Origin of the sequence: Streptomyces sp. NPDC001594 (genome assembly GCF_042893675.1) — a bacterium.
Classification (GTDB): Bacteria; Actinomycetota; Actinomycetes; order Streptomycetales; family Streptomycetaceae; genus Streptomyces.
In genome coordinates this window covers 297,479-323,160 of record NZ_JBIAVB010000008.1, presented here as the reverse complement: position 1 = coordinate 323,160, position 25,682 = coordinate 297,479, and the positions used below count along the sequence as shown (strand labels likewise).

Annotated in this window: 24 protein-coding genes and 1 pseudogene; 16 read left to right on the top strand and 9 right to left on the bottom strand. The window is 74.6% G+C overall.

What is annotated here, in order from left to right; translation table 11 throughout:
* Nucleotides 1–116 precede the first annotated feature (116 nt).
* The 4 genes from msrB to ACFY0O_RS18725 all read right to left on the bottom strand — a co-directional run bounded on the left by msrB (nt 117) and on the right by ACFY0O_RS18725 (nt 3,398).
* Complete coding sequence (msrB, locus tag ACFY0O_RS18740) at nt 117–524, bottom strand: peptide-methionine (R)-S-oxide reductase MsrB (protein ID WP_358897413.1); 408 nt, start codon at nt 522–524, stop codon at nt 117–119.
* A 15-nt stretch (nt 525–539) separates the two neighbouring features.
* Entirely contained in the window at nt 540–1,934 is a 1,395-nt protein-coding gene (gene murC / locus ACFY0O_RS18735) for a UDP-N-acetylmuramate--L-alanine ligase (RefSeq protein ID WP_388947745.1), read from the bottom strand.
* 65 nt (nt 1,935–1,999) lie between these two features.
* The gene (locus ACFY0O_RS18730) at nt 2,000–2,467 is read right to left on the bottom strand and encodes an indole-3-glycerol phosphate synthase (RefSeq protein ID WP_388947744.1); all 468 of its coding nucleotides are present in this window, start codon (nt 2,465–2,467) and stop codon (nt 2,000–2,002) included.
* Nucleotides 2,468–2,615: 148 nt separating this feature from the next.
* Nucleotides 2,616–3,398, bottom strand: a complete 783-nt coding sequence (locus ACFY0O_RS18725) for a pyrimidine reductase family protein (RefSeq protein ID WP_388947743.1) — start codon at nt 3,396–3,398, stop codon at nt 2,616–2,618.
* Between the two features lie 36 nt (nt 3,399–3,434).
* Between ACFY0O_RS18725 and zapE the strand changes: the two genes are divergently transcribed.
* From zapE to ACFY0O_RS18700, 5 genes are all read left to right on the top strand, one after another.
* Complete coding sequence (zapE, locus tag ACFY0O_RS18720) at nt 3,435–4,541, top strand: cell division protein ZapE (RefSeq protein ID WP_388947742.1); 1,107 nt, start codon at nt 3,435–3,437, stop codon at nt 4,539–4,541.
* 61 nt (nt 4,542–4,602) lie between these two features.
* On the top strand, nt 4,603–5,028 hold the full coding sequence (locus ACFY0O_RS18715) for an OsmC family protein (protein WP_388947741.1): 426 nt from the start codon (nt 4,603–4,605) through the stop codon (nt 5,026–5,028).
* 160 nt (nt 5,029–5,188) lie between these two features.
* The gene (locus ACFY0O_RS18710; RefSeq protein ID WP_388947740.1) at nt 5,189–6,529 is read left to right on the top strand and encodes an alkaline phosphatase PhoX; all 1,341 of its coding nucleotides are present in this window, start codon (nt 5,189–5,191) and stop codon (nt 6,527–6,529) included.
* Between the two features lies 1 nt (nt 6,530).
* Complete coding sequence (locus tag ACFY0O_RS18705; protein ID WP_388947739.1) at nt 6,531–7,427, top strand: PPK2 family polyphosphate kinase; 897 nt, start codon at nt 6,531–6,533, stop codon at nt 7,425–7,427.
* A gap of 17 nt (nt 7,428–7,444) precedes the next feature.
* Entirely contained in the window at nt 7,445–8,332 is an 888-nt protein-coding gene (locus tag ACFY0O_RS18700; protein WP_388947738.1) for a polysaccharide deacetylase family protein, read from the top strand.
* A gap of 23 nt (nt 8,333–8,355) precedes the next feature.
* Here the strand turns inward: ACFY0O_RS18700 and ACFY0O_RS18695 are convergent.
* Both ACFY0O_RS18695 and ACFY0O_RS18690 read right to left on the bottom strand, forming a co-directional pair.
* A pseudogene (locus ACFY0O_RS18695) lies at nt 8,356–8,537 on the bottom strand (hypothetical protein); the annotation flags it as partial.
* On the bottom strand, nt 8,534–9,211 hold the full coding sequence (locus tag ACFY0O_RS18690; RefSeq protein WP_388947737.1) for an AIM24 family protein: 678 nt from the start codon (nt 9,209–9,211) through the stop codon (nt 8,534–8,536). The gene ACFY0O_RS18690 and the pseudogene ACFY0O_RS18695, both read right to left, overlap by 4 nt.
* Nucleotides 9,212–9,282: 71 nt before the next feature.
* Between ACFY0O_RS18690 and ACFY0O_RS18685 the strand changes: the two genes are divergently transcribed.
* The 6 genes from ACFY0O_RS18685 to ACFY0O_RS18660 all read left to right on the top strand — a co-directional run bounded on the left by ACFY0O_RS18685 (nt 9,283) and on the right by ACFY0O_RS18660 (nt 16,395).
* Entirely contained in the window at nt 9,283–10,032 is a 750-nt protein-coding gene (locus ACFY0O_RS18685; protein WP_358897393.1) for a peptidyl-tRNA hydrolase, read from the top strand.
* Nucleotides 10,029–10,463: an SMI1/KNR4 family protein gene (locus ACFY0O_RS18680; protein ID WP_388947736.1), complete on the top strand. Its 435-nt coding sequence runs from the start codon at nt 10,029–10,031 to the stop codon at nt 10,461–10,463. Before ACFY0O_RS18685 ends, ACFY0O_RS18680 begins: the two co-directional genes overlap by 4 nt.
* A 133-nt stretch (nt 10,464–10,596) precedes the next feature.
* Nucleotides 10,597–11,892 (top strand): DUF692 domain-containing protein, encoded by a 1,296-nt coding sequence (locus tag ACFY0O_RS18675; RefSeq protein WP_388947735.1) that lies wholly within the window; start codon nt 10,597–10,599, stop codon nt 11,890–11,892.
* Nucleotides 11,889–12,944 carry a TIGR04222 domain-containing membrane protein gene (locus ACFY0O_RS18670; RefSeq protein WP_388947734.1) on the top strand — a complete coding sequence of 352 codons (1,056 nt, stop codon included), beginning with the start codon at nt 11,889–11,891 and terminating at the stop codon, nt 12,942–12,944. Before ACFY0O_RS18675 ends, ACFY0O_RS18670 begins: the two co-directional genes overlap by 4 nt.
* A 156-nt stretch (nt 12,945–13,100) precedes the next feature.
* Nucleotides 13,101–14,513: a purine-cytosine permease family protein gene (locus tag ACFY0O_RS18665; RefSeq protein WP_388947733.1), complete on the top strand. Its 1,413-nt coding sequence runs from the start codon at nt 13,101–13,103 to the stop codon at nt 14,511–14,513.
* A 100-nt stretch (nt 14,514–14,613) separates the two neighbouring features.
* On the top strand, nt 14,614–16,395 hold the full coding sequence (locus ACFY0O_RS18660; RefSeq protein ID WP_388947732.1) for an alpha/beta fold hydrolase: 1,782 nt from the start codon (nt 14,614–14,616) through the stop codon (nt 16,393–16,395).
* 117 nt (nt 16,396–16,512) lie between these two features.
* Here ACFY0O_RS18660 and hemQ read toward each other — a convergent pair whose 3' ends face one another.
* Entirely contained in the window at nt 16,513–17,226 is a 714-nt protein-coding gene (hemQ, locus tag ACFY0O_RS18655; RefSeq protein WP_388947731.1) for a hydrogen peroxide-dependent heme synthase, read from the bottom strand.
* 23 nt (nt 17,227–17,249) lie between these two features.
* Entirely contained in the window at nt 17,250–18,737 is a 1,488-nt protein-coding gene (hemG, locus tag ACFY0O_RS18650; protein WP_388947730.1) for a protoporphyrinogen oxidase, read from the bottom strand.
* A gap of 140 nt (nt 18,738–18,877) precedes the next feature.
* Between hemG and ACFY0O_RS18645 the strand changes: the two genes are divergently transcribed.
* Complete coding sequence (locus ACFY0O_RS18645; protein ID WP_388947729.1) at nt 18,878–19,876, top strand: DUF4349 domain-containing protein; 999 nt, start codon at nt 18,878–18,880, stop codon at nt 19,874–19,876.
* Between the two features lie 70 nt (nt 19,877–19,946).
* The gene (locus ACFY0O_RS18640; protein WP_388947728.1) at nt 19,947–21,329 is read left to right on the top strand and encodes an FAD-dependent oxidoreductase; all 1,383 of its coding nucleotides are present in this window, start codon (nt 19,947–19,949) and stop codon (nt 21,327–21,329) included.
* 53 nt (nt 21,330–21,382) lie between these two features.
* On the opposite strand, the gene hemE is transcribed toward ACFY0O_RS18640, so the two are convergent.
* Nucleotides 21,383–22,447, bottom strand: coding sequence for a uroporphyrinogen decarboxylase (gene hemE / locus ACFY0O_RS18635; protein ID WP_388947727.1), 1,065 nt, complete (start codon nt 22,445–22,447; stop codon nt 21,383–21,385).
* Nucleotides 22,448–22,538: 91 nt separating this feature from the next.
* Between hemE and ACFY0O_RS18630 the strand changes: the two genes are divergently transcribed.
* From ACFY0O_RS18630 to ACFY0O_RS18620, 3 genes are all read left to right on the top strand, one after another.
* Entirely contained in the window at nt 22,539–23,195 is a 657-nt protein-coding gene (locus tag ACFY0O_RS18630; protein WP_388947726.1) for a DUF3000 domain-containing protein, read from the top strand.
* Between the two features lie 298 nt (nt 23,196–23,493).
* Entirely contained in the window at nt 23,494–24,156 is a 663-nt protein-coding gene (locus tag ACFY0O_RS18625) for a response regulator transcription factor (protein ID WP_007267191.1), read from the top strand.
* A 124-nt stretch (nt 24,157–24,280) separates the two neighbouring features.
* The gene (locus tag ACFY0O_RS18620) at nt 24,281–25,564 is read left to right on the top strand and encodes an HRDC domain-containing protein (RefSeq protein ID WP_388947725.1); all 1,284 of its coding nucleotides are present in this window, start codon (nt 24,281–24,283) and stop codon (nt 25,562–25,564) included.
* Nucleotides 25,565–25,682 lie beyond the last annotated feature (118 nt).

The following is a 25,682-nucleotide window of genomic DNA, read 5'->3' as shown; positions in this document are numbered from 1 at the left end:
CGATGGAAGGAGACTAGGCGAGTGGGCCGGCCTGCCGACGGCATATGGACACGGCCCTTGCCTCGGTTATCCATTCGTGACGCGGGGCCACGACGGGACGGCGGGGCCCGCGCCGCTCAGTCCCCGGTGGGGGTGAGGCGCAGGGAGATGCTGTTGATGCAGTAGCGCTGGTCCGTGGGGGTCGGGTAGCCCTCGCCCTCGAAGACGTGGCCCAGGTGGGAGCCGCACGTCGCGCAGAGGACCTCCGTGCGGACCATGCCGTGGGAGGTGTCCGCCCGCAGTTCCACCGCCTCGGTGTCCTTCGGGTCGAAGAAGGACGGCCAGCCGCAGTGGGAGTCGAACTTCTCCGAGGAGCGGAACAGTTCGGCGCCGCAGCCGCGGCAGGAGTAGACGCCCTCCGTCTTGGTGTCGGTGTACTCACCGCGGAAGGCCGGCTCGGTGCCCGCGAGGCGGAGTACCTGGTACTCGGACGGGGTCAGCTCCGCCTGCCACTGCTCGTCCGTCTTCTGAACCTCGTACGCCATGACGCTCCCGCTCCCTCAGTTCGACAGGCGGGCGAGGATCTGTGGTCCGAGATCCGTGACGTCGCCCGCGCCCATGGTGAGAACGAGATCACCGGGCTTGGCCATTCCCGCGATCACGTCGGCGACGGCGGCCTTGTCGTGCTCGGGGGTGACGTCGGCGCCGGCGGCGCGGGCGGCGGCGATGATGATCTCGCTGGTCACGCCGGGGACCGGGTCCTCGCGGGCCGGGTAGATGTCGAGGACGACGGAGGCGTCGGCGAGGGCGAGGGACTGGCCCATCTCCGTGCCGAGCTCCTGGGTGCGGGAGAAGAGGTGCGGCTGGAAGACGACCAGGATGCGGGAGTCTGCGGCCGCGCCGCGGATGGCCTCCAGGTCGGCGGTCATCTCGGTGGGGTGGTGCGCGTAGGAGTCGATGACCTGGACGCCGGCCGCCTCGCCCTTGAGCTGGAGGCGGCGCTTGACGCCGGTGTACTTGCCGAGGGCGGAGGCCAGGTTGTGCGCCGGGATGCCGAGGGCGACACCGGCGGCGAGGGCGGCGACGGCGTTGTGCGCGTAGTGGCGGCCGGGCACGGAGACGGTGAAGGTGAGCGGGCGGCCGTCGAGGAGGACGGTGACCTCGCTGGTCAGGCCGCGCGGGGTGATCTTGGTGATGCGGACGTCGGCGTCCTCGGCCTCGCCGTACGTGACGACGGTCAGGCCCGCGCGGCCGGCGACGCGGCGGGCGATCTCGGCGGCCCCGGCCTGGCCGTGGGCGACGACGAGGGTGCCGCCGGGGACGACCTTGCCGACGAAGGTCTCGAAGGACTCGTAGATCTCTTCCATCGACGCGTAGTTCGCGTGGTGGTCGAGCTCCGCGTTGAGGATGATCGCGACCTGCGGGGCGTACTTGTGGAAGCTGCGGTCGCTCTCGTCCGCCTCGGCCACGAAGATGTCGCCCTCGCCGTGGTGGGCGTTGGAGCCGGGGGCGTCCAGGTCGCCGCCGATGGCGTAGGAGGGGTCCAGGCCCAGGGCGGAGAGGGAGACCGCCAGCATGGACGTGGTGGTGGTCTTGCCGTGGGTGCCGGCGACCGCGATCGGGCGCAGGCCGTCCATCAGGGCGGCGAGGGCGTCGGAGCGGTGCACGACGGGGATGCCGAGCTCGGCGGCGCGGGCCAGCTCCGGGTTGTCGGCGCGGATGGCGCTGGAGACGACCACGCAGGTGGATCCGGGGGCGAGGTGGTCGGCGGCGTGCCCGATGTGGACCGTGGCGCCGTGGGCGCGCAGCGCCTCGGCGGTCTCGGAGTCACGGGCGTCGCTGCCGGCCACCCGCGCGCCGCGCTGGGCGAGGATCTTCGCGATGCCGGACATGCCGGCGCCGCCGATGCCGATGAAGTGGGGCCGTTCCATCGCGGTCGGCAGGCCGGGCTTCATTCAGGTCGCTCCAGGATCGAGTGCGGGGCCCGCGGGGGCGGGCCCGCGGGGTGTGTCCGCCCAGCCTATTCGTTGTGGGCGAAGAGCTTGAGCACCGGAACCCCGACCTTGTGCCGGGCGCGGGAGGCCCAGTCCCGGTGGAAGAACTCCTCGACGAAGTGGGGGGCGGTCAGGACGATCACCTCGTCGGCGCCGGTTTCGTCCACGACGTCCTTGAGGTGGTCGAGGGGGTGGTTCTCGACGATCCGGCCGACGGCCTTGGCGCCCTTCCCGCGCAGGGCCGCCAGGGAGTGTTCGAGTGCCTGGGCGGCGGGGCCCCGGGCGGCCTCGCCCTCGGGTACGTCGGCCTCGCGGAGGGCTTCGGGGAGCTCGCCGAGCGCTACGTCGTCGATGGCGCGGAGCAGTCGGTCCTGGTCGCCCCTGGGTTGCATCAGGACGACGAAGGAGACGGGGTCGTCTCCGTGCAGGGTGGTGACGAAGTCCACGTCCACCGTGGTCAGCGGCTGCTCGATCATCAATACGCTCGTGAACACGGACGCCCTCTCCTTCATGCGCCGGGGCCGGTCGGCCGGCCCCTGCGGAAACCATCCTGCCCCGCTGTGGCGCGGGGCGTGCGCAGGTATATGTGCCCAGCTACGTACCCGTCGGAAGCTAAGCGGAACGCGAAATTCCGCTCGCTTGTCAGATCCGACGGTAGCTCGTGAAGAGGAACCCGGCCTCTTCCAGCACGGAGGCCGGCGCGAGCCGGTGCGGAACCGTGACGGAGGGCCCGCCGGCGATCCGCTGGGCGTCGCCCGCGGTGAGCATCGGGGAGATCGTCAGGCACAGCTCGTCCAGCACGTCGGCGGCCACGAACTGCCCCAGCAGCCGGGGCCCGCCCTCGGTGAGCTGGCGGCCCAGCCCCCGCGCGGCCAGCTCGCGTACGGCCCGGTCCGGGTCCACCGCGGCCCCGTCGCCCGCCACCACGACCACAGCCCCGGCCGCCGCGGCCTCGGCGACCCGGTCGGAGGGGGCTCCGGCGCCGGTCAGCAGCAGGGTGGGCACCAGGGGGGAGGTGAACAGCGGCAGCGTGAAGTCCAGGTCCAGGCTCGCGCTGACCACGGCGATGGCCGGGGCGGGGCCCTGGCCGGCGGCCTCACGGCGGGCCGCGAAGGCCTCGCGGGCCCGGGCCGGGCGGTAACCCTCCTGGCGAACCGTTTCCGCGCCGGCGATCACCACGTCGGCCAGGGCCCGCAGGGTACCGAAGATCCGCATGTCCGTCTCGCCGGAGATGGGCTGCGAGCGCCCGTCGTGCTGGGCGGCGCCGTCCAGGGTCGACACCATGTTCGCCCGCAGCCAGTGCGCCCCGGGGGCCAGCTCGGGGTAGGCGTAGGCCTCCGCCAGCTCGTCCAGGGACCACTCGCGGTCGGCCGTGGCCCCGGCGGGCGCGGGTGTCTGATCGGTCACAGGGAACAGGCGTCGCATCGGTGCAGTGTGACACGCCCCGTAGAGTTAAGAGCTGTGTCAACATCACTCTCCACCTCCGGTCCTGCCTCCGGGCAGCCCCCGATAGCCGACGCGGGCCCGCTGGCCCTGTGCGCCCGCGAGCCGCGCGTGCCCGCCGAACGGCTGGTGGCCGAGATGGTCCCGCCGCCGCGCTTCGACTCGGTGCGCTTCGACACCTACAACCCGGACCCGGCCCAGCCGAGCCAGACCGAGGCCGTCACCGTGCTGAGCGGGTTCGCCGCCGGCCTCGGCGGGGCCCACGCCAGCGGCGCGGGCAAGCGCAAGTGGTTCCAGAAGAAGGCGCCCGCCCCGGCCGCCGGGCCGCGCGGGGTCTACCTCGACGGCGGCTACGGCGTCGGCAAGACCCACCTGCTGGCCTCCCTCTGGCACGCCACCCCGGCCGAGCCCGCGCTCAAGGCCTTCGGCACCTTCGTGGAGCTGACCAACCTGGTCGGCGCGCTCGGCTTCCAGCAGACCGTCCAGACCCTGGGCGGGCACCGGCTGCTGTGCATCGACGAGTTCGAACTGGACGACCCGGGCGACACCGTGCTGGTGTCCTCCCTGCTCAGCCGCCTGGTCGAGCAGGGCGTGGCGCTGGCCGCCACCTCCAACACGCTGCCCGGCAAGCTCGGCGAGGGCCGCTTCGCCGCCGCCGACTTCCTGCGGGAGATCCAGGGGCTGTCCGCGCACTTCCGGCCGCTGCGCATCGACGGCCAGGACTACCGCCACCGCGGCCTGCCCGAGGCCCCGGCGCCCTTCTCGGACGAGCAGGTCGCCAAGGCCGCGTACGCGACCCCCGGCGCGAGCCTCGACGACTTCCCGGGGCTGCTGGAGCACCTGGCCAAGGTCCACCCGAGCCGTTACGGCGCGCTCACGGACGGGATCACCGCGGTCTGCCTGACCGACGTCGTCCCGGTGCCGGACCAGTCGACGGCGCTGCGCCTGGTGGTGCTGGCCGACCGGCTGTACGACCGGGAGGTGCCGGTCCTGGCCTCCGGCGTGCCCTTCGACAAGCTGTTCAGTGAAGACATGCTCAACGGCGGATATCGGAAGAAGTACTTCCGAGCCATATCGCGGCTCACCGCGCTCGCCCGCGACGCAAAACCCCTGGTGTCCCAGTAGGTTGGGCACGGCCGGGCGCTCCTCGCGGCCCGGCCGTTTCCACTTCTGCGAAGGGATCACCATGGCCACCACGCGTACCGCGCACACCGACTGGAACGGCAACCTGCTCAAGGGCTCCGGTGTCGTCACCCTCGACTCCTCGGGTCAGGGCTCGTTCGAGGTCTCCTGGCCCTCGCGCGCCGAGGCCGCCAACGGCAAGACCAGCCCTGAGGAGCTGATCGCCGCCGCGCACTCCAGCTGCTACTCGATGGCGCTCTCGCACGGCCTCGACGGTGCGGGCACCCCGCCCACCCGCGTGGAGACCAAGGCCGACGTCACCTTCCAGCCCGGTGAGGGCATCACCGGCATCCACCTGACCGTGCGCGCCGAGGTCCCCGGCCTGGACGCGGAGGGCTTCGCCGCGGCGGCCGAGGACGCGAAGAAGAACTGCCCGGTCAGCCAGGCCCTGACCGGTACGACGATCACCCTGAGCGCCGAGCTCGTCTGATCACCTCGTCCGAAGGCACCGCCACCGGGCCCCGCGCGTACGCCGCGCCGGGGCCCGGTGGGGTGACGGGGACACCGGGGCGCACGCGTCGCGGGGGCGGCAGGGGTTCCGCGTGGTACCACGGGCCGGTCACATCTCCAGCCGCACCGGGGAGTTGCCGATGTCCGTCTCCCGACGCAGTCTGCTCGCGGCCGGCGCGGTCGCCTTCAGCGGCGCCCTCGGCCCGTTGTTCGCCTCCGGCGGCGCCCGGGCCTCCGCCCGCGGGTACGGGCCGCTCCTGCCCGACCCCGGCGGGCTGCTCGACCTGCCGGCCGGCTTCTCGTACCGGGTGCTCTCGCGGACCGGGGACCCGTTGCGCTCCGGGGAGGGCAGGGTGCCCTCCCACTGCGACGGCATGGCCGCCTTCGGCGCGGGCGGCGGCCGGGTGCGCCTGGTGCGCAACCACGAGAACCGGGCCGACGCCGCCCTGCGCGTCCCCGCCGTGGAGGGGCTGACGTACGACCCCGGGGCCCTGGGCGGCTGCACCGCCCTGGAGCTGGACCCCGGCGGCCGGGTCACCGCCGAGCGGGTCGCCCTGGCCGGGACGGCCGTCAACTGCGCGGGGGGCCGCACCCCCTGGAACACCTGGCTGAGCTGCGAGGAGACCGAGGACCGGGCCGGTGCCTCCGGGTACGCCCGCGACCACGGGTACGTCTTCGAGGTCGACCCCGCCGACCCGCACCGGCTGGGCGCCGTCCCGCTGACCGCGCTGGGCCGCTTCGCCCACGAGGCCGTGGCCGTGGACCCGTACCGGGGCGTGGTCTACGAGACCGAGGACGCCTTCGTCAGGCCCTTCGGCCTCTTCTACCGCTTCCTGCCCGCGCGCCCGCTCGGCGGCCCCGGCTCCCTGCGGGCCGGCGGCACGCTGGAGGCCCTGCGCGTGCCCGGGGTGCCCGACCTGTCGGTGGTGGACCGGCCGGGGGCGGAGTTCCCGGTGGAGTGGGTGCCCGTCCCGGACCCCTCGGCGGCCGGGACCCCGATCCGCTTCCAGGACTTCGGCCCGGGCGGGATCACCCACGCCCAGAAGTTGGAGGGCTGCTACTGGGGCGGGACGGGGGTGTACTTCGTCTCCAGTTATGCGCGCGGCTCGGAGGGCGCCGCCGCCGACCACCACGGGCAGGTCTGGTACCTCGACCCGGTGCGCGCCCGGCTCCGGCTGGAGGTGCGCTTCGGGCCGGCCGCCGACACCGGCCTTCCGGGGGACTCCCCCGACAACATCTGCCTGGCCCCGGACGGGGGGCTGATGGTGTGCGAGGACGGCGGCGGGGACCAGTACGTCTTCGGGGTGACCCCGGCCGGGGAGGTCTACCCGGTGGCGCGCAACGCCCAGGACGTCGGGAAGCCCGGGGCCCCCGCCTGGGGGGAGTTCGCCGGGGTCACCTTCTCCCCCGACCGGCGGACGATGTACGTCAACGCGTACACCCCCGGGACCACGTTCGCGGTGACCGGACCGTGGTGCTGACATGAGGGCGGACGGGAAGGAGCGCGCGGGCGGTGGCGCCGGCGGGGCCGCGGGCGGGCCCTCGCTGCGGGAACTGCTGCGGGTCCGCGGCGGTGGCGGCCGGGTCGACCTCGGGGCGTACGACCCCGCGGCCACCCCCGGCGGCCCGCCGGACAAGACGGCGGGGCGGGCCGCCGCGGCGGAGCTGGCGGAGCCGCTCGCCGGTCTGCAGGAACGGCTGTACGCCGCCGCCACCGCCGGGGACCGGCGCCGCCTGCTGCTCGTGCTCCAGGGCATGGACACGTCGGGCAAGGGCGGCACGGTGAAACACGTGGCGGCCCCGTTCAACCCCGCCGGCTGCCGCATCCGGGCCTTCAAGGCGCCCACGCCCGAGGAGCGGGAGCACCCCTTCCTCTGGCGCGTGGAGAAGGCGCTGCCCCGGCCGGGGGAGATCGGCATCTTCGACCGCTCGCACTACGAGGACGTCCTCATCGCCCGCGTCCGCGAGCTGGTGCCCCAGGACACCGTGGAGCGCCGCTACGGGGAGATCAACGCGTTCGAACGCTCCCTCGCCGAGGACGGCGTGACGCTGGTGAAGGTCTTCCTGCACATCGGCTACGAGGAGCAGCGCGAGCGGCTGCTGCGGCGGCTCGACCGGCCCGACAAGTACTGGAAGTTCGATCCCGGCGACATCGAGGAGCGCCGGATGTGGCCGGCGTACCGGAAGGCGTACGAGCTGGTCCTGGAGCGCTGCTCCACGGAGGCCGCACCCTGGTACGTGGTGCCCGCGGACCGCAAGTGGTACCGGAACTGGGCGGTCGGCAGGCTGCTGCTGGAGCATCTGGAGGAGATGGACCCGAGGTACCCGCCGGCCGCTTTCGACATCGAGGCGTGCCGCGCCCGACTTATTGCCGGATAGTCATATATTTTGCGTGAGTGACCCTTTCTGTACGCAAAGTGGCCGCCGTCGCCGCGCTCGGCGCCGCCCTCACGGGGTGCGCGGGCGGCTCCGGCGCCCCGCAGGGCGCCGGTCAGGCCCGCATGGGCACCCCCGCGGCCTCCGGCCCCGCCACCTCTCCCCCGCCCTCCCCGCCCACCTCCCCGCAGGCCGGCACGCCCGCCCGGGTCCCGACCCTGGCTCCGGGGCCGGGAGGCCTGACCCCCGTCTTCGAGCGGGCCCGGCAGCGGACCGAGAAGACCGTCGCCCTGACCTTCGACGCCGACATGACCTCCGACCAGGGGCCGCGCGCCGCCTCGGGCGAGCGCTTCGACAACCCCGAGCTGATCACGGCCCTGCGCCGGCTGAAGGTGCCGGCCACCGTCTTCATGACGGGCCGGTGGGCGGAGGAGTACCCGGACCAGGCGAAGGCCATCGGCACCGACCCGAACTTCGAGATCGCCAACCACTCCTACAGCCACCACGCCTTCAAGTCCCCCTGCTACGGGCTGCCCGCACTCGACGCGCCCGCCGCCCGGGCCGACGTGGAGCGGGCCTTCGCCGCCTTCAAGAAGGCCGGGGCCGTCAACACCGTGCCCTACTTCCGCTTCCCCGGCGGCTGCTACGACGAGCAGGCGCTGCGCGCGCTCGGCCCCGCCAAGGTGACCGCCGTGCAGTGGGACGTGGTCAGCGGGGACGCGTTCGCCAAGGACCCCGACGCGGTGGCGGAGCAGGTGCTGGCCGGGGTGAAGCCGGGCTCGCTGGTGGTCATGCACTGCACGCGCAGCGCGGCGCCGGTCACCGAGCAGGCCGTCGAGAAGATCGTGCCGGAGCTGCGCAAGCGGGGCTACCGGTTCGTGAAGGTGTCGGAACTGATGGGGAAGTAACGTTTCGTCAGGTAGGCCAGGGTGTCGATGCCCGCGAGGAGCCTCGGCAGGGTGGACTTGCCACCGCCGTTACCGCCCTCGATCCTCCCCCGGCTACCGCCGGGAGGTGCCCCCACAGCCCGCCGGGCGGCAGCTCCACAGCGACCCCGCGCAGCACCCAGGGCCGCCGCCTGCCGTAGCGGCGGCCCACTCCGCTGAGCCTCAGTGGGCCGCCGCCGTCGCCTCGGTGAGCTCGCTGGGCCGGACGATGACGAAGCCCTCGCCGCGCAGCATCAGCTGGACCGCCTCGCCGGAGCCGCCGCGGATCATCGAGCCGACGGACTGGGAGCGGTGCAGCCCGGTCTCCAGCTGGGCGCTCCAGCCGACGACCGCGTCCGTGTCCACGTACACCGGGGACTGCGCGGTGACCGGGATGATGATCGGGTTGCCGTCGCAGACGACGGCGAGCTTGCCGGTGCCGGTGAAGAGGCTGTTGAAGAGGCCGCCACCTGTCATCCCGGCGCCCTTGACCATCTTGATCTCGTACGACAGCGTCGCGTCGAAGCACAGCACGTTGCGCCCGTTGATGGTGAGGGCGTCGCCGGGTTCGAAGTCGATGATGAAGCAGTTGCCGGCCTGGTGCGCGAACCAGGCCTCGCCCTGCCCGCGCACGGACATCAGCGCGAGGCCCTCGCCCGTGACGGCCCGCTTGAGCATGCCGCCGATGCCCTGGCCCTTGCGCTCGAACTGGAGGTTGCCGCGGAAGGCGACCATCGAGCCCTGCCGGGCGAGCATCTCGCCGTTGACGGCGTACTTGACGGACTTGGCGTTCTGCAGGGACATGCCGGGCGCGGCGGCGGGCTGGGCCAGGTGCTCGCTCGCGAAAAGGTCACTCTTCATGGGCATGATCCTCGCCCGGGCCGGCCACCCGGGACATCCTCCTCAAGGCGGAGCCTGGCATCCTTGGAGGGATGAGCAGCGAGCACACGAACCAGACCTCAGAGGTACCCGCGGTGGGGGCCGACAGCCCCTTCCGGAGGGAGCACGTACTGCGCGACGAGGCCCCGCAGTTCGTCCTGCCGCTGGTCGTACGCATCGAGAAGGCCGAGCCGCCGGCCCGGACGGACGCGCTGGAGACGGCGGCCCGGGCGGTGCTGGTCCTCCTCACGGACGAGCGCGCGCACGGCGAGGGCGAGTGGGCGCGGGCGGTCCGCGACTGGCAGGACGCCCGGATCCGCAAGGTGGTCCGCCGGGCGCGCGGCGCGGAGTGGCGCAAGGCCGCCACCCTGCCGGGCGTCACGGTCCAGGGCGCCGCGTCCGAGGTGCGGGTCTTCCCGCCGGTGCCCCTGGACGGCTGGCCCAAGGAGCTGGCCAAGCTCCAGGTGTCGGGCACGGACCTGGACGACCCGGAGCCGGCGCCCGCGCCGGAGCCGGGCGTGCCGGTGCTGTGGCTCAACCCGGAGCTGGACATGTCGGCGGGCAAGGCGATGGCCCAGGCCGGGCACGCGGCGCAGCTGGCCTGGTGGGAGCTGACGGCGGCGGAGCGCGCCCTGTGGCAGGCCTCGGGCTTCCACCTGGCCGTCCGCACCGCCCCCCGCGACCGCTGGACGGAGCTGAGCACGAGCGGCCTCCCGGTGGTCCGCGACGCGGGCTTCACGGAGATCGCCCCCGGCAGCTGCACGGTCGTCTCGGACCACCCGGCCCTGCGGGCCCGGCTGTGAACTGGCGGGAACTGGTCCTCGGACTCCTGCCGGAGGCGGAGCTCGCCGGGCCGGCGGACGAGGCGGACCTCGCCGAGGTGGAACGGGCCCTCGGGCAGCCCCTGCCCGACGACCTCGCCGCCCTGCTGCGGGAGTGCGACGGGGTCGTCGGACGGCACGGCACCGACGTCGTCTGGAGCGCCCGGCGGATCGCCCGGGACAACGCGGAACTGCGCGGTACGCCGGGGTTCGCCTCCCTGTACATGCCCTTCGAGCCGCTGATGTTCTTCGGCGACAACGGCGGCGGAGACCTGTTCGGCGTCGTCCGGATCCCGGAGCGGTCCGACGTCTTCGTCTGGGACCACGAGTCCGACGGCCGCTCCTGGGCGGCGGGCGGGGTGGAGGACTACCTGCGCCGGGCCCTGCCGGCGGCCGGCGACTGGTACCGGTAGTGGCCGTGGCCGGATCGTTGCCTTCCGGGTGGGAACCTCAAATCCTCCTCTGAACGTCCCCTGCCGGTGGTTGGCCCGTTCGCGTCCGGGTCATGACATCGGCACGGAGTCCTTGGAAGGGGGCGAGGGGGACATGAAGCCCATGGCACGCCTGGGGGTGGGTATCGGCTGGCGGCCGGAGATCGCCGAGGCGGTCGAGCGGCTGGAGGGGCTGGACTGGGTCGAGGTGGTGGCCGAGAACGTGTGTCCGGGCCACCTGCCCGAGTCCCTGCTGCGGCTGCGCGAGCGGGGCGTGCGGGTCGTGCCGCACGGGGTCTCGCTGGGGATCGGCGGCGCCGAACGGCCCGACGCCGGGAGGCTGGCCGCGCTCGGGGAGCGGGCCGTGGCGCTGGGGGCGCCCCTGGTCACCGAGCACATAGCCTTCGTGCGCACCTCCTCGCCCGCGCTGGAGGCCGGCCACCTGCTGCCCGTGCCGCGGACCCGGGACGCGCTGGACGTGCTGTGCGAGAACGTGCGGATCGCCCAGGACGCGCTGCCGGTTCCACTGGCGCTGGAGAACATCGCCGCCCTGGTGTCCTGGCCCGGGGAGGAGCTGACGGAGGGGCAGTTCCTGACCGAGCTGGTCGAACGGACGGGCGTGCGGCTGCTCGTCGACGTGGCGAACCTGCACACCAACCGGGTCAACCGGGGTGAGGACCCGGCCGCCGTGCTGGACTCGATCCCGCTGGAGGCGCTGGCGTACGTGCACGTGGCCGGTGGTGTGGAGCGCGAGGGCGTCTGGCACGACACGCACGCGCACCCGGTGCCGCCGGTGGTGCTCGACGTGCTGGCGGGGCTGCGGGAACGGGTGGACCCGCCGGGCGTGCTGCTGGAGCGGGACGACGACTTCCCCGAGGGGGAGGAACTCGCCGGGGAGCTGGCGCGGATCCGCGCGGTGGTGGAGGACGGGCCGGGCGGCGCGGTACGCCTGCGCGCGCCCGTGGCCGTGCGGGAGGAGGCGCCGGGTCCCGTCGCCGAGGCCGTGCGGACGCGGCTGGGGCTCGGTCAGGCGGCGCTGCTGTCGGCGCTGGTCGCCGGGACGCCGGTGCCCGAGGGGTTCGACGGGCAGCGGGTGCGGATCCAGTCGCGGGCGCTGGCCGCCAAGCGGGCCTCGGTGGTGGCGAAGGTCGCGCCCGAGCTGCCCGGGATCCTGGGCGGGCCGGAGGCCTACCGCGGGGCGTTCCTGGCGTACGCGCGGCGGCGCCCGATGGCGGGCGGGTACCGGCGTGACGCACTGGACTTCGCGGAGCACCTGCTGATCCGGGACCTGCCCGAGGACCCGGCCGCGCGGCGCCGGCTCACCGCCTGGTGGCGGGAGCGGGCCGGGGCGCGGCCGCCCCGGCGGATCGTGCGCTGGGCGCGTGCGCTGGCGGGGCGGGGTGGCCGGTGAACGAGCTGGCGGTGGCGGTGTGGGCCGCCGTGCTCCTGTCGAGCCTCGGGCTGCTGCTCGGGCCGCGGCGGGTGCGGGTGTCCGGGATGCCCGAGGTGCACGACCTGTCCGAGGCGGCGTTCCTGGCGGGCGGGCCCGGGGCGGTGGTGGACGCGGCGCTCGTCGCGCTGCTCGGGGACGGCCGGCTGGTGGCGGGCGGCCCGGGCATCGTCCAGGAGGGCCGCGGGGTGCGGGGCGCGGACCCGGCCGAGCGGGCCGTGGTGGCGGCGCTGCGGGCCGCGCCGTCCGGGTGGCTGTACCAGGTGCGGTACGCCGCGATGGTGGACCCGGCCGTGCAGGAGGTGGGCGACGCCCTCGCCGCGCGGGGGATGGTCGCGGCCCCCGGGGCGGGGCGGGGGCGGCGGCGCTGGGGGCTGGTGCAGGCCGTGGTGTGCGCGGCACTGATCCCGGTGTCGCTGCCGGTGACGTTCGTGGCGATGGCGGTGAGCCGGGAGGCCCAGCTGCCGTTCGTGCTCAAGGTGCTGCCGGTGCTGGTGGCCGGCATCGTGGCGGGCGCGTTCGGCGCCCGGCGGGCGCGGCGGCGGGTGACCCCGGCGGGCCGGGCCGCGCTGCGGCGGGCCCGGGCGCGGCACGCCGCCGAGACGGCCCCGGCGGTGCGGACCGCGCTGTACGGGCTGAAGGGGCTGCGGGACCCGGGGCTGCGGGCGCAGCTGGTGCCCGCGGCGCGCGGTACCCGGCTGGCGGCGGCCCAGGCGCGGGGGCGGGGGCGGTCGTCCGGTGGGGGCTCCTCGCACTCCTCGCACGGGTGCGGTTCCTCGTCCGACTCCGTCGACCTGGTCCCCGTGGTGTGGTGCGCCTCCGGTGACGGCGGGTCCTCGGGGTCCGGCTGCGGGGGCGGTTCCGGCTGCGGGAGTTCCGGTTCGAGCTGCGGCGGGTCCTCCGGTTGTTCGAGCGGGTCCAGTTGTTCCAGCGGGTCGAGCTGCTCCAGCGGGTCCAGTTGTTCCAGCGGTTCGAGCTGCTCGAGCGGGTCGAGCTGCTCCAGCAGCACCTGACGCCGGGTGCGGGGGCCCCGTACCACCCACTGAAATATGCCATTCAAGATCTTGATGTTTGTACATCCCCATGCCAGATTCGGCGCAGCACCACCTGTGTCGACGGCGGAGCTCATCCCGGCTGCGCCGCAACTGCTGCGGGGAGAGGCCATCACCATGCCGGAAAGACGAGCGACCGGGGACCGCCTCGCGGTGGAGAGACGGACCGTCGAGGCGGTTCCGGACACGGAACGGCACGGCACGCCGCGCAGCCAGTTCACCCTCTGGTTCGGCGCCAACATGCAGATCACCGCCATCGTCGACGGGGCGCTGTCGGTCGTCTTCGGCGCCGACGCGCTCTGGGCGATACCCGCGCTGCTCCTCGGCAACCTGCTCGGCGGCGTCGTCATGGCGCTGCACTCGGCGCAGGGACCGCGGCTGGGCGTACCGCAGATGATCTCCAGCCGGGCCCAGTTCGGGGTGTACGGCGCGGTCCTGCCGCTGCTGCTGGTGATCTTGATGTACCTCGGCTTCGCCGCGACCGGCAGCGTGCTGGCGGGGCAGGCGATGTCCGCGATGCTGCACATCGGGACGGACGCCGGGATCCTGCTCTTCGGAGCGCTGACCGCCCTCGTCGCCGTGACCGGCTACCGCCTGATCCACATCGCGGGCCGCATCGCCACCGTCGTCGGGGCGCTCGGCCTCGGCTATCTGATGGTGCGGCTGTTCACGCAGTACGACGTCGGGGCGCACGTGGGCGTCAAGGGGTTCGAGGCGGCGACCTTCCTGCTCGCGGTGGGACTCGGGGCGGGCTGGCAGCTCACCTTCGGCCCCTACGTCGCCGACTACTCCCGCTACCTGCCCCGTGACACCAGTACCCGGGCGACGTTCTGGTCCACCTTCGCCGGCTCCGTCATCGGATCCCAGTGGGCCATGACGCTGGGCGCGCTCACCGCGGCCGTCGCGGGCCAGGCCTTCCTGCCCGACCAGGTGGGCTTCCTCGGCCGGCTGGCGGGACCGGCGTTCCTCGCGTTCCTCATCTACCTGGTCATCGTGGTCGGCAAGCTGACCGTCAACTGCCTGAACGCCTACGGCGGCTTCATGTCGATCCTGACGACCGTCACCGCCTTCGACCGCCGCTCGCGCGTCTCGCCGCCGGTGCGCGCCGCCTACATCGTCGGCTTCATCGCCGTGTCCATGGTCATCGCGCTCGCGGCCAGCGACGACTTCCTGACCAACTTCAAGAACTTCGTCCTGCTGCTCCTGACCGTGTTCACGCCGTGGAGCGCGATCAACCTGGTCGACTACTACCTGATCTCCCGCGAACGCGTGGACGTCCCGGCCCTCTACGACCCGGCCGGACGCTACGGCCGCTGGAACGCCGCCGCGCTGGCCTGCTACCTCCTCGGCATCGCCGTGCAGGTCCCGTTCCTCGCCACCAAGCTGTACACCGGGGCGATCACCGAGCGGCTCGGCGGCGCCGACATCTCGTGGATCGTCGGACTGGCGGTCACCTCGGCCCTGCACTGGCTCTGGGCGCGACGCACCGCCAACCCGCCCGCCGAGACCGTCCACCCCCCGGCGGCTTAGCGCAACCGGGCGTACCCCGGGCCGGCGTCCGGCGGTGCGGCTGTACAGCGGCGGGTTCCTGACATCTCATCAGACAGGACGATGAGACGAAGGGGTCGCCATGCGGACGACGCTCGCACGGTACGCGGTCGCCTCGGCGGCCCTATGCCTCACCCTGGGCGCCCCGGCCGTCCCGGCCCGGGCGAGCGGCCCGGACCCCGCGGCCGAACGACTCGCGGCCGAGGACGCCGGGGCCGAGCTGGTGGCCCGCCGGGCCGCCGCCGCTGCCGCCCTGCGGCCGGTCACCGGCGCGGCCGGGGCCCCGGCCCAGGGCCGGCCTCCGGCGGCCGGCACCCGCCCGACGCAGGGCAGCCGCCCGGTGACCCGCCCCATGCCCCGGCCGCCGGCGGCCGGGGGCGGCGGGCCGCTGGAGTTCGGGCCGTGCCCCGCCGCCGAGGAACTGCCCGATCCCGTCCGCTGCGCCGTCCTGCGGGTCCCGCTCGACTACGCCCGCCCCGACGGCCCGCAGATCTCCCTCACCGTCACCCGGGTCCCCGCCACGGGCCGGGGCGGCGCCGCCCGGCAGGGCGCGCTCGTGTTCAACCCCGGCGGGCCCGGGGCCTCCGGGGCGTACTTCCCGCTCCTGGCCGCACGGCCCGCCTGGAGCCGGATCGCCGCCGCCTACGACCTGGTCGGCTACGCCCCCCGCGGCGTCGGCCGGTCCGGCACGCTGACCTGCCAGGACCCCGCCGAGCCGGCGCAGGGGCCCACCCAGGTCCCGGCCGATCCCTCCCCCGCGTACCGGCGGGAGCGGCTGGCGGCCGCCCGGGCCTACGCCGAGGGCTGCGCCCGCCGCGCCGGGCCCGCCCTGGCGCAGTACACCACCCTGAACAACGCGCGCGACCTCGACGTGCTGCGGGCCGCCCTCGGGGAGCGGCGGCTGAGCTTCTTCGGGGCCTCCTACGGAACGTACCTCGGCGCGGTGTACGCCACCCGGCACCCGGACCGGGTCCGGCGCATGGTGTTCGACTCGGCGGTCGACCCCGACCCCCGCCGCGTCTGGTACCTCGACAACCTCGCCCAGGCCCCGGGGTTCGAACGCCGCTGGGCCGACTTCCGCGCCTGGACCGCCCGCCACCACGACGTGTACGGGCTGGGCGCCACAGCCCGGGCGGTGCAGCGGAGTTACGAGAAGGTCCGCGCGGCCGTGGCCCGCACCCCGGCGGGCGGGCTCGTCGGCACGGGCGAACTCCAGGCGGCCTACCTCAAGGCGGCGTACTACGACGACGTGTGGCCGGAACGCGCCGCGGCGCTGGCAGCGTACCTGCGCGGGAACCCGGCCCCGCTCGTCCGCCAGGCGGCCCGCGACCCGGAGTCGGCGGCGCGCGCGGCCAACGCGACGGCCGTCTACACGGCGGTGCTGTGCAACGACGCCCCCTGGCCGGCCGACTGGGAGACCTGGGAGCGGGACAACACCGAACTGGCCCGCCGGGCCCCCTTCGAGACCTGGGCCAACGCCTTCCTCAACCTGCCCTGCGCCGCCTGGCCGGTGCGCGAGCGGCAGCGGCCGGTCGCGGTCGGGGCGCCCCCGACGGCCCTGCGGCTGCCCGGCACGCTGATCGTGGCGGCGGAGCGGGACGGCGCGACGCCGTACACGGGCGCGCTGGAACTCCAGCGGCGCCTGGGCGCCGGGGCCGCGCTGGTGACGGAGCGGGCGGCGGGCGCCCACGGGGTGACCGGCGGGCGCAACGCGTGCGTGGACCGGCATGTGGAGCGGTATCTGCTGACGGGGACCACCCCGGGGTGGCGCGTGAGCTGTGCGCCGCATCCGGAGCCCGCACCGGTGACACTGGACGAGGGGGCGGGCAGCGCCCCCAGGGCGCTGCTGCCGCCGCTCGTCTGAACTTCCGGGCGGGATCTCCGGCTGCGTCGTTTCGGGGGCAGGGCCTCCCGATCCACCGGAGGCCGCTCATGTCGCGAGAGCGCGGTCGTCCTCCGGTCCTTCCCCCCAGGGGAGGTATCAGGCGAGCCCGGCCACCAGATCGGCGACGGACTTGCGGCGCCCGGTGTAGAAGGGCACCTCCTCACGGACGTGCATCCGGGCCTCGGAGGCACGCAGGTGACGCATGAGGTCGACGATGCGGTAGAGCTCGTCGGCCTCGAAGGCCAGCAGCCACTCGTAGTCGCCCAGGGAGAAGGAGGCGACGGTGTTGGCACGCACGTCCGGGTAGCCGCGGGCCATCTTGCCGTGGTCGGCGAGCATGCGGCGGCGGTCCTCGTCGGGCAGCAGGTACCAGTCGTACGAGCGCACGAACGGGTAGACGCTGACGTAGTCGCGGGCGACCTCGTCGGCCAGGAAGGCCGGGATGTGCGACTTGTTGAACTCGGCGGGGCGGTGCAGGGCCATGTTCGACCACACCGGCTCCAGCGCGCGGCCCAGCCTGGTGCGGCGGAAGAGGTTGTAGGCGGTCTGCAGCTCGTCCGAGGTCTCGGCGTGCCACCAGATCATGATGTCCGCGTCGGCGCGCAGGCCGGAGACGTCGTAGGTGCCGCGGACGGTGATGTCCTTGGCCGCCAGTTGGTCGAACAGCTCCTGGACCTCGTCGGCGTAGCCGCCGCGGTCCTCCGGCAGGACGTCCTTCAGCTTGAAGACGGACCACAGGGTGTAGCGGATGACCTCGTTGAGGTCCTTCGCCTTCTTCCCCGCATTGGGAATCTTCTCTGGTGCAGTCATGTGTCCATTGTCCCGTGTGCTGATCAGTGCTCGGTGCCAGGGGTGGCCATCGAGGCGGTGACCGCCTCCGCGGCCTTCCCGGCGCCGGCGATGCAGGCCGGGATCCCGACCCCGTCGTAGAGGGCGCCGCAGACCGCGAGGCCGGGCAGGGCGGCCACGGCGGTCCGGATCCGGCCGGCGCGGGCGAGGTGGCCGACGGGGTACTGGGGCAGGCCGCCGTCCCAGCGGGTGACGGTGGAGGCGACCGGCCGGGCGGCCAGCCCGACGGCTTCGCCGAGGTCGGCGAGGGAGACGTCGACGAGCTCGGAGTCCTCCCGCCCCAGGTCGCCCTCGTCGCCGTGGCGGCCGACGGAGGTGCGCAGCAGGAAGAGGTCGGGGTCGGCGCCGGCCCAGGCCCACTTGTTGCTGGAGAAGGTGGACGCCTTGATCGTGCGGCCGTCCACCGGCGGTACGAGGAAGCCGCTCGCGGTGCCGTCGGCGACGGCCGGGGGCAGGTCCGAGCGGCGGAAGGCCATCGTGACCAGGGCCATGGAGGCGTACTCCACCTCGCGCAGCTCCGCGGCGGCCGCGGGGGCGAGGGCGTCGAGCAGCCGTGCGGCCGGGGCCGCCGGGACGGCCAGGACGACGCCGTCGGCGTCGAGGGCCTCGCCGTCGGTGGTGATCCGCCAGCCCTGCGGCGTACGGGCGAGGCCGCGCGCCGGGGTGCCGGTCAGGATGCGGGCTCCGGCGGCCCGGCAGGCTTCTGCGACGGCGAGCGGGAGGCGGCCGATGCCGCCGGAGATCCCCGCGAAGAAGGCCCCCGACGCGGCCGCGCCGGTGACGGTGGTCCGCTCGGCGGCCGCGCGGGCGGCGGCCCCCTCCTGGAGGGCGCGGACGGCGCCGGTCAGGGTGGGGTGGGTGCGGGCGGCGTCGAAGAGGGCCGGGACGGCGGCGCGCAGCGAGATCCGGTAGGCGTCGCCGGCGTAGACCCCGCCGAGCAGGGGCTCGACCAGCCGGTCCACGACCTCGCGGCCCATCCGCGCGGCCACGTACTCGCCGACGGCGACGTCCTCGCCGACCTCGGTGGGCGGGAGTTCGGTGTCGGCGGCGATCCGGGCGAGGCCCTCGGCGGAGAGCACGCCGGAGGCGGCGAGGGCGGCCGCGTCGCCCGGGACGCCCATGACGTGGCCGCGGGGCATGTCGCGCAGGGCGCCGCGGGTCCAGAGCCGGGCGGTGGCGGTGGCCGGGGGCTGGAGGTCGTCGCCGAGGCCGACGGCGCGGGCCAGCTCCAGGGCCTCGGGGCGGCGGGCGAGGACGGACTCGGCGCCGAGGTCGACGGGGGCTCCGGCGAGCTCACCGGCGTACAGCTTGCCGCCGAGGCGCCCGCCGGCCTCCAGGAGGGTGACGCGCAGGCCGTCGGCGAGGAGCCGGTGGGCGGCTGCGAGGCCCGCGATGCCGCCGCCGATGACGACGACATGGCGGGACGGCCCCGGCCGTCCCGCCCCGTTCGTACGCGTGTCCGCTTCGTCCATGGACCCATCGTCTCAGACCGTCCGCCGAGGCCCGAACGTGACCGCATCGGAACCGGGTCGGGATCCGCGGGACGAAACCCGGGGCGGCCGTGCGCACGTCGAAGCGGTGACATCTGCCGAACCCCCGGGGGTACTTGACGATGCACACGCTCAGCAGACAGCACCGCGCGGCGGCCGCCCTGGCGGGCCTCTCCCTGGCCGGGGGCCTCGTGCTCACCGGCTGCAGCGCCGGCGGGGGGACGGCCTCGTCCGGCGACCGGGCGGCCGCGGCGGCCCCCCGGGAGGGCGCGCAGGGCAAGCCGGGGGCCGGGTCGGCCGCCGCCCCGGCCGCGCCGGACGCCAAGGGGCAGCCGCAGGCCCCGGTCCGGCCGAACGTCATCCGAACGGGGAGGCTCGGCATCGAGACGGCCGAACCGCAGAAGGTCATCGCGGCGGCCCGGACGGCGGCCGAGGGCGCGGGCGGTTACGTGGGCGCCGAGACCACCGACCGCGGCGGCGACGGGCGGATCACCTCCACGCTGACCCTGCGCGTGCCCGGGGACCGGTTCGACGCGGTGATCGCCTCCCTGGAGGGCAGCGGGAAGCTGCTGAACCGGAAGGTGGAGGCCCAGGACGTCACCGAGAAGGTCGCCGACGTCGACAGCCGGGTGAAGTCGCAGCAGGCCAGCGTGGCGCGGGTGCGGGAGATGATGGAGAAGGCCTCCGCGCTCAGTGACGTGGTCATGCTGGAGAGCGAGCTGAGCCGGCGCCAGTCCGACCTGGAGTCCCTGCTGGCCCAGCAGAACGCGCTGAAGGACCAGACCTCGATGGGCACGGTCACGGTGTCGGTCTCGGAGCCCGCTCCGGCCCCGGTGGAGAAGGAGAAGAAGGAGCGGGAGCCCGGCATGGGCGACGCTCTGGCCGGCGGCTGGAAGGTGTTCGCGCGTCTCGTCGGCTACCTCGGGCTCGCGCTCGCCGCCGTGCTTCCCTTCGTCCTCGCCGCGGCGCTGGTGGCCTTCGGGTTCCGGCTCTACCGCAGGTTCCGTCCGGCGAAGCCGAAGGCGGGCCTGCGGCACACCCTGGTACCCCGGCAGGCCGCCGCTCCGGGCACCGCCCCGGCCCCGGGCCCGGCGGGCGGTGCGCCCGAGGACGGGGCCTGACGGGCCGTCCGCCCGTAGCGTGTCCCCGTAACGGAGGCGACGGCGCAGGGCGCGGAGGGCGGGCAGGGCGATGGCGACGGAACGACTGGTGGTGGTCGGCGGTGACGCGGCGGGGATGTCCGCCGCGTCCCAGGCCCGGCGGCTCAAGGGGCCCGGGGAGCTGGAGATCACCGCCTTCGAGCGGGGGCACTTCACCTCGTACTCCGCGTGCGGGATCCCGTACTGGGTGGGCGGGCAGGTCGCCGAGCGGGACGAGCTGATCGCCCGCACCCCCGAGGAGCACCGCGCCCGGGGCATCGACCTGCGCACCCGCACGGAGGTCCTGGAACTGGACCTGGCGGGCCGCCGGGTGCGCGCCCGGGACCTGGACAGCGGGGAGGAGTCCTGGACGGGGTGGGACAAGCTGGTCCTGGCGACCGGCGCCCGCCCCGTCCGGCCGAAGCTGCCGGGGATCGGCGCCCACGGGGTGTACGGGGTCCAGACGCTGGACGACGGCCAGCGGCTGATGGACGGCCTGGAACGGACGGAGGGCCGCCGGGCGGTGGTGGTCGGCGCGGGCTACATCGGCGTGGAGATGGCCGAGGCCCTGGTCCACCGCGGGTACGGGGTGACGGTCCTGCACCGGGGGCCGCAGCCGATGGCGACCCTGGACCCGGACATGGGCGGCCTGGTCCACTCGGCGATGAACGCCATGGGCATCTTCACGGTCTCCGGCGCCGAGGCGGTCGAGATCCTCACCGACGAGGAGGGCCGCGCCCGGTCGGTGGCCACGGCCTCGGGCGAGGAGTACCCGGCGGACGTGGTGGTGCTCGGCATCGGCGTGGAGCCCCGTACGGCCCTGGCGCGGGCGGCGGGGCTGCCGCTCGGGGAGTCGGGGGGCCTGCTGACGGACCTGTCGATGCGGGTCCGGGGCCACGAGGACGTCTGGGCGGGCGGTGACTGCGTGGAGGTCCTGGACCTGGTCGCGGGCCGCGAGCGGCACATCCCGCTGGGCACCCACGCCAACAAGCACGGCCAGGTCATCGGCACGAACGCGGGCGGCGGCTACGCGACGTTCCCCGGGGTGGTCGGGACGGCGGTGAGCAAGGTCTGCGACCTGGAGATCGCCCGGACGGGACTGCGCGAGAAGGACGCCCTGGCGGCGGGGCTGCGCTTCGTGACGGCCACGATCCGCTCGACGAACACGGCGGGGTACTACCCCGGGGCGGCGGAGATGACGGTGAAGATGCTGGCGGAGCGGCGCACGGGGCGGCTGCTGGGCGTCCAGATCGTGGGCGGGGCCGGGTCCGCGAAGCGGGTGGACGTGGCGGCGGTGGCACTGACGGCCGGGATGACGGTGGAACAGGTCGTCGCCCTGGACCTGGGCTACGCCCCGCCGTTCTCTCCCGTGTGGGACCCGGTCCTGGTCGCGGCCCGCAAGGCGGTCTCCGCGGTACGGGCGGCGGGGGTGTAGCCCCGGGGGGCCGCGCCGCCGGCGGGGCTGGGTTCAGCCCCGCCGGTGTGTCCCTAGCGCCGCGTGCGGGTGTGGACGTAGTCCACCAGGCGGGTCAGCGCGTCGGGGTCGGTCGTCGGCAGGACGCCGTGGCCGAGGTTGAAGACGTGGCCCTCCAGGCCCGCCGCGGCGGCGAGGACCTCGTCCGTCTTGGCCTCGACCGCCTCGGTGGTGGAGAAGAGGACCGCGGGGTCCAGGTTGCCCTGGAGCGCCTTGCCGGGGCCGACCCGGCGGGCGGCCTCGTCCAGGGCGACCCGGTAGTCGACGCCCACGACGTCCGCGCCGGCCTCGCCCATCAGGCCGAGCAGCTCGCCCGTGCCCACGCCGAAGTGGATGCGCGGGACCCCGTACGCGGCGACGGACTCCAGGACCTTCGCCGACGCCGGCATGACCGATCGGCGGTAGTCCGCCGGGGGCAGGGCGCCGACCCAGGAGTCGAACAGCTGGACCGCGGAGGCGCCGGCCTCGATCTGGACCTTCAGGAAGGCGGAGGTGATGTCCGCGAGGCGGTCGACGAGGTCCGCCCAGAGCTCCGGGTCCCCGTACATCAGGGCCTTGGTGTGCTCGTGGTTCTTCGACGGGCCGCCCTCGACGAGGTAGCTCGCGAGGGTGAAAGGCGCGCCGGCGAAGCCGATCAACGGCGTGCCGCCGAGTTCACCCGTGAGCATGCCGATCGCCTCGGTGACGTACGGGACGTCCTCGGGGGTGAGGTCGCGCAGCTGTGCGAGGTCCTCGCGGCGGCGGATGGGCTGGGCGACGACCGGGCCGATGCCCGGCTTGATGTCGAGGTCGACGCCGATGGCCTTGAGCGGCACGACGATGTCGGAGAAGAAGATCGCCGCGTCCACGCCGTGCCGGCGCACCGGCTGCATGGTGATCTCGGTGACCAGGTCGGGGCGCATGCAGGACTCGAGCATGCCGGTGCCCTCGCGGACCTTGCGGTATTCGGGGAGTGAGCGGCCGGCCTGCCTCATGAACCACACCGGGGTGTGCGGCACCGGCTCGCGCCGGCAGGCCTTCAGGAAGGCGGAATCGTACGTCTGACTCGGCTGGCCCTGGGGGCGGTCGTTGGCGCTCACGACCCAAATCTTCGCACGTATGAAGAAGTGCCCGGCCCGGCGCGGGTGTCCCTGCGCCGTACGGGCGCCCGTTCCGCCTAGTCTTCCCGGCATGGCTGCGGCTCAGGGACGATTTTCAGATGGCGCTGACGGCGTGGACGGCGCGAAGGAGAGCTCGGTCCCGCTCCCGTTCCGACGGGCGGTCGACGGCTTGCGCAAGGCGCGGCTGAGGTCCGGGATCGAGATCGACCCCGTGAAACCGCCCCAGCGGCTGGCCCCGTACGCGTACGCGCTGGAGGCCGCGGTCGTGGACGGCGAGGAGGACCTGGCCGACGGCCGGCTGATCCTGCTCCACGACCCGTCCGGGCACGACGCCTGGCAGGGCACCTTCCGGCTGGTCACGCTGGTGCGGGCGGAGCTGGAGCCGGAGATGGCGGCGGACCCGCTGCTGCCTGAGGTGTGCTGGTCCTGGCTGACCGGGGCGCTGGAGGCGCGCGGGCTGGCGTACGGGGAGCCGAGCGGGACCGTGACCCGGGCGAGCTCGCACTACTTCGGGGGGCTCGGGGACCGGCGTCCGGCCACGCAGATCGAGATCCGGGCCTCCTGGACCCCCCGGGAGGGGGTCGGCGGGGTGCCGGACACCGCCGCGCACCTGGCGGCCTGGTGCGAGCTGCTGTGCCAGATCGCGGGGCTGCCGCCGGTGTCCCCGGCGGAGGGGACGCCGGGCGTGGTGTCCCTGCCACAGCGGCGCGGTCCGCACCACCCGTAGCGGGCGGCCCGCGGGGGCCGTCCGGAGCGGGCGGGGGCGGCCGGACGGGGGTGTCCGGCGGCGGGGGGCGATCGTTCAGTGTCGTGACGGAGCGTCAAAGCCGTGCGGTCATGGCGGGCTTCTGATCATCCCTTGATCGATCGTGCGTCCGAATTGCCCGAATTGTTACTCACCAAATCGTGATCATTCCCTAAAGCCGGGCGGGTGACGTGCCGAAGGAGTCAGTGACCATCCGCACGGTGCGCACCGGCTTCCTTCCCCGAGCCGGCCCGTCCCGCCACTCCCCCAGGAGGCCTAGGTGTCCGTTCTTCTCGAGCAGCCCGCAAGCCTGGTCGCCTACCGCCCGAACAAGCCGACGGCCATGGTCGTCGTGGCCGACCCGCGCGTCCGTTCCACGGTGACCCGCCATCTGTGGGCCCTCGGAGTCCGCGACGTGATCGAGGCGTCGTCCATCGCGGAGGCCCGCCCCCGCGTCGGCAGCCCGCGCGACATCTGCGTGGCCGACGTCCACCTGCCCGACGGTTCCGGTCTCACCCTGCTCTCCGAGACCCGCGCCGCCGGCTGGCCGAACGGCCTGGCCCTGTCCGCCGCCGATGACATCGGAGCCGTGCGCAACGCCCTCGCGGGCGGTGTGAAGGGCTACGTGGTCACCGGCACCCGCACCAACATCGGACTCCCCACCCGGCCCGGCGCCGCCCCCATCGGTGCCGCCGCCGCCCGTATGCACCGCCGCCCCCCGGGTGCCCCGAGCCACCCGGGCGGCTACCGGGAGCTGTCCGGCCGCGAGGTCGAGGTCCTGCGCCTCGTCGCGGAGGGGCAGTCCAACAAGGCCATCGGCGTCTCGATGGGCCTGTCCGCCCTGACCGTCAAGTCCCACCTCGCCCGGATCGCCCGCAAGCTCGGCACCGGCGACCGGGCCGGGATGGTCGCCGTCGCGCTGCGGACGGGGATCATCCACTGACCGCGCCCTGAGCCCGCCGGGCCGACCGCCGGGCAACCCCGGCAGGGCCCGCACCTCTCCCTTCGCGCCCGTCGACGGAACGTTCCGGCGACGGGCGCGTCACATACACGGATACCCTTGACCGGTGACCGACGCCCAAGAGACCGCAGCACACCTGCGCACCACCACCGGGGGCGGCCCCCCGGACGAAGAGGTTTCGTCCGATGGGCTGCCGATTCCCCTGCTGGAGCCCCGCGAGGGCATCCCACCCGTCGTGGCCGAAGCCGAGGCGCTCGCCGAGGTCGTCGCGGCCTTCGCGGCGGGCACCGGCCCCGTCGCCGTCGACGCCGAACGCGCCTCCGGGTACCGCTACGGCCAGCGCGCCTACCTGGTGCAGCTGCGCCGCGAGGGCGCGGGCTCCGCGCTGATCGACCCGGTCGGCTGCCCGGACCTGTCCGCCCTGGGCGAGGCCCTGTCCGACGCGGAGTGGATCCTGCACGCCGCCACCCAGGACCTGCCCTGCCTGCGGGAAATAGGCATGGCCCCCACCACCCTGTTCGACACCGAGCTCGCGGGCCGGCTGGCCGGCTTCCCCCGGGTCGGGCTCGGGGCGATGGTCGAGAGCGTGCTCGGCTACCAGCTGGAGAAGGGGCACTCCGCCGTCGACTGGTCCACCCGCCCGCTGCCCGAGCCCTGGCTGCGCTACGCCGCGCTGGACGTGGAGCTGCTGGTGGACCTGCGCGACGCGCTGGAGAAGGAGCTGGACCGGCAGGGCAAGCTGGAGTGGGCCCGCCAGGAGTTCGACGCCATCGCCTCCGCCCCGCCCGCCCCGCCGCGCAAGGACCCGTGGCGGCGCACGTCGGGCATGCACAAGGTGCGCCGCCGCCGGCAGATGGCGGTGGTGCGGGAGCTGTGGGAGGCCCGCGACCGGATCGCGCAGCGCCGAGACGTCTCCCCCGGCAAGGTGCTGGGCGACGCGGCGATCGTGGAGGCCGCCCTGGCCGTCCCCGCGAACGTGCACGCGCTGTCGGCCCTGCCGGGGTACGGGCAGCGGATGGGCCGGCGGCAGCTGGACCAGTGGATGGCCGCCGTGGACCGGGCGAAGGCCCTGCCCGAGAGCGAGCTGCCGCAGCCCGGAGCGGCCCCCTCGGGCCCGCCGCCGCCGCGTTCCTGGGCGGACAAGGACCCGGCCGCCGCGGCCCGGCTCTCCGCGGCCCGTGCGGCCGTGTCGGAGCTGGCCGAGGGGCTGAACCTGCCCCAGGAGAACCTGATCTCCCCGGACACCGTCCGCCGCCTGTGCTGGGAGCCGCCGCGCCCCGCCGACGCGGGCTCGGTCGCCGAGGCCCTGTCCGGCTACGGCGCCCGCCCGTGGCAGGTCGAACAGGTCACCCCGGCCCTGGTGGCGGCCCTGCGGTCGGCCGCCTCCTGACCCGTACCGCCCCGAGAGCCCCCGTCCCGCGCCCGCGGACGGGGGCTCTCGGCGTTCCCGGGGGCGGCCGTCCCCCGAGGCGGTGCGGTGTGACCTTCGCCGCTGTTCGGGGAGGGGG

What these genes read in the sequence shown, in the direction of transcription:
- ACFY0O_RS18715 (WP_388947741.1), top strand. Translation starts at nt 4,603, where the DNA reads ATGGCCACCACGCGTACCGCGCACACCGACTGGAACGGCAACCTGCTC.
- ACFY0O_RS18710 (WP_388947740.1), top strand. Translation starts at nt 5,189, where the DNA reads ATGTCCGTCTCCCGACGCAGTCTGCTCGCGGCCGGCGCGGTCGCCTTC.
- msrB (WP_358897413.1), bottom strand. Translation starts at nt 524, where the DNA reads ATGGCGTACGAGGTTCAGAAGACGGACGAGCAGTGGCAGGCGGAGCTG.
- murC (WP_388947745.1), bottom strand. Translation starts at nt 1,934, where the DNA reads ATGAAGCCCGGCCTGCCGACCGCGATGGAACGGCCCCACTTCATCGGC.
- ACFY0O_RS18645 (WP_388947729.1), top strand. Translation starts at nt 18,878, where the DNA reads ATGCACACGCTCAGCAGACAGCACCGCGCGGCGGCCGCCCTGGCGGGC.
- ACFY0O_RS18640 (WP_388947728.1), top strand. Translation starts at nt 19,947, where the DNA reads ATGGCGACGGAACGACTGGTGGTGGTCGGCGGTGACGCGGCGGGGATG.
- hemQ (WP_388947731.1), bottom strand. Translation starts at nt 17,226, where the DNA reads ATGACTGCACCAGAGAAGATTCCCAATGCGGGGAAGAAGGCGAAGGAC.
- ACFY0O_RS18725 (WP_388947743.1), bottom strand. Translation starts at nt 3,398, where the DNA reads ATGCGACGCCTGTTCCCTGTGACCGATCAGACACCCGCGCCCGCCGGG.
- ACFY0O_RS18705 (WP_388947739.1), top strand. Translation starts at nt 6,531, where the DNA reads ATGAGGGCGGACGGGAAGGAGCGCGCGGGCGGTGGCGCCGGCGGGGCC.
- ACFY0O_RS18690 (WP_388947737.1), bottom strand. Translation starts at nt 9,211, where the DNA reads ATGAAGAGTGACCTTTTCGCGAGCGAGCACCTGGCCCAGCCCGCCGCC.
- ACFY0O_RS18660 (WP_388947732.1), top strand. Translation starts at nt 14,614, where the DNA reads ATGCGGACGACGCTCGCACGGTACGCGGTCGCCTCGGCGGCCCTATGC.
- ACFY0O_RS18630 (WP_388947726.1), top strand. Translation starts at nt 22,539, where the DNA reads ATGGCTGCGGCTCAGGGACGATTTTCAGATGGCGCTGACGGCGTGGAC.
- ACFY0O_RS18665 (WP_388947733.1), top strand. Translation starts at nt 13,101, where the DNA reads ATGCCGGAAAGACGAGCGACCGGGGACCGCCTCGCGGTGGAGAGACGG.
- hemG (WP_388947730.1), bottom strand. Translation starts at nt 18,737, where the DNA reads ATGGACGAAGCGGACACGCGTACGAACGGGGCGGGACGGCCGGGGCCG.
- ACFY0O_RS18685 (WP_358897393.1), top strand. Translation starts at nt 9,283, where the DNA reads ATGAGCAGCGAGCACACGAACCAGACCTCAGAGGTACCCGCGGTGGGG.
- ACFY0O_RS18675 (WP_388947735.1), top strand. Translation starts at nt 10,597, where the DNA reads ATGAAGCCCATGGCACGCCTGGGGGTGGGTATCGGCTGGCGGCCGGAG.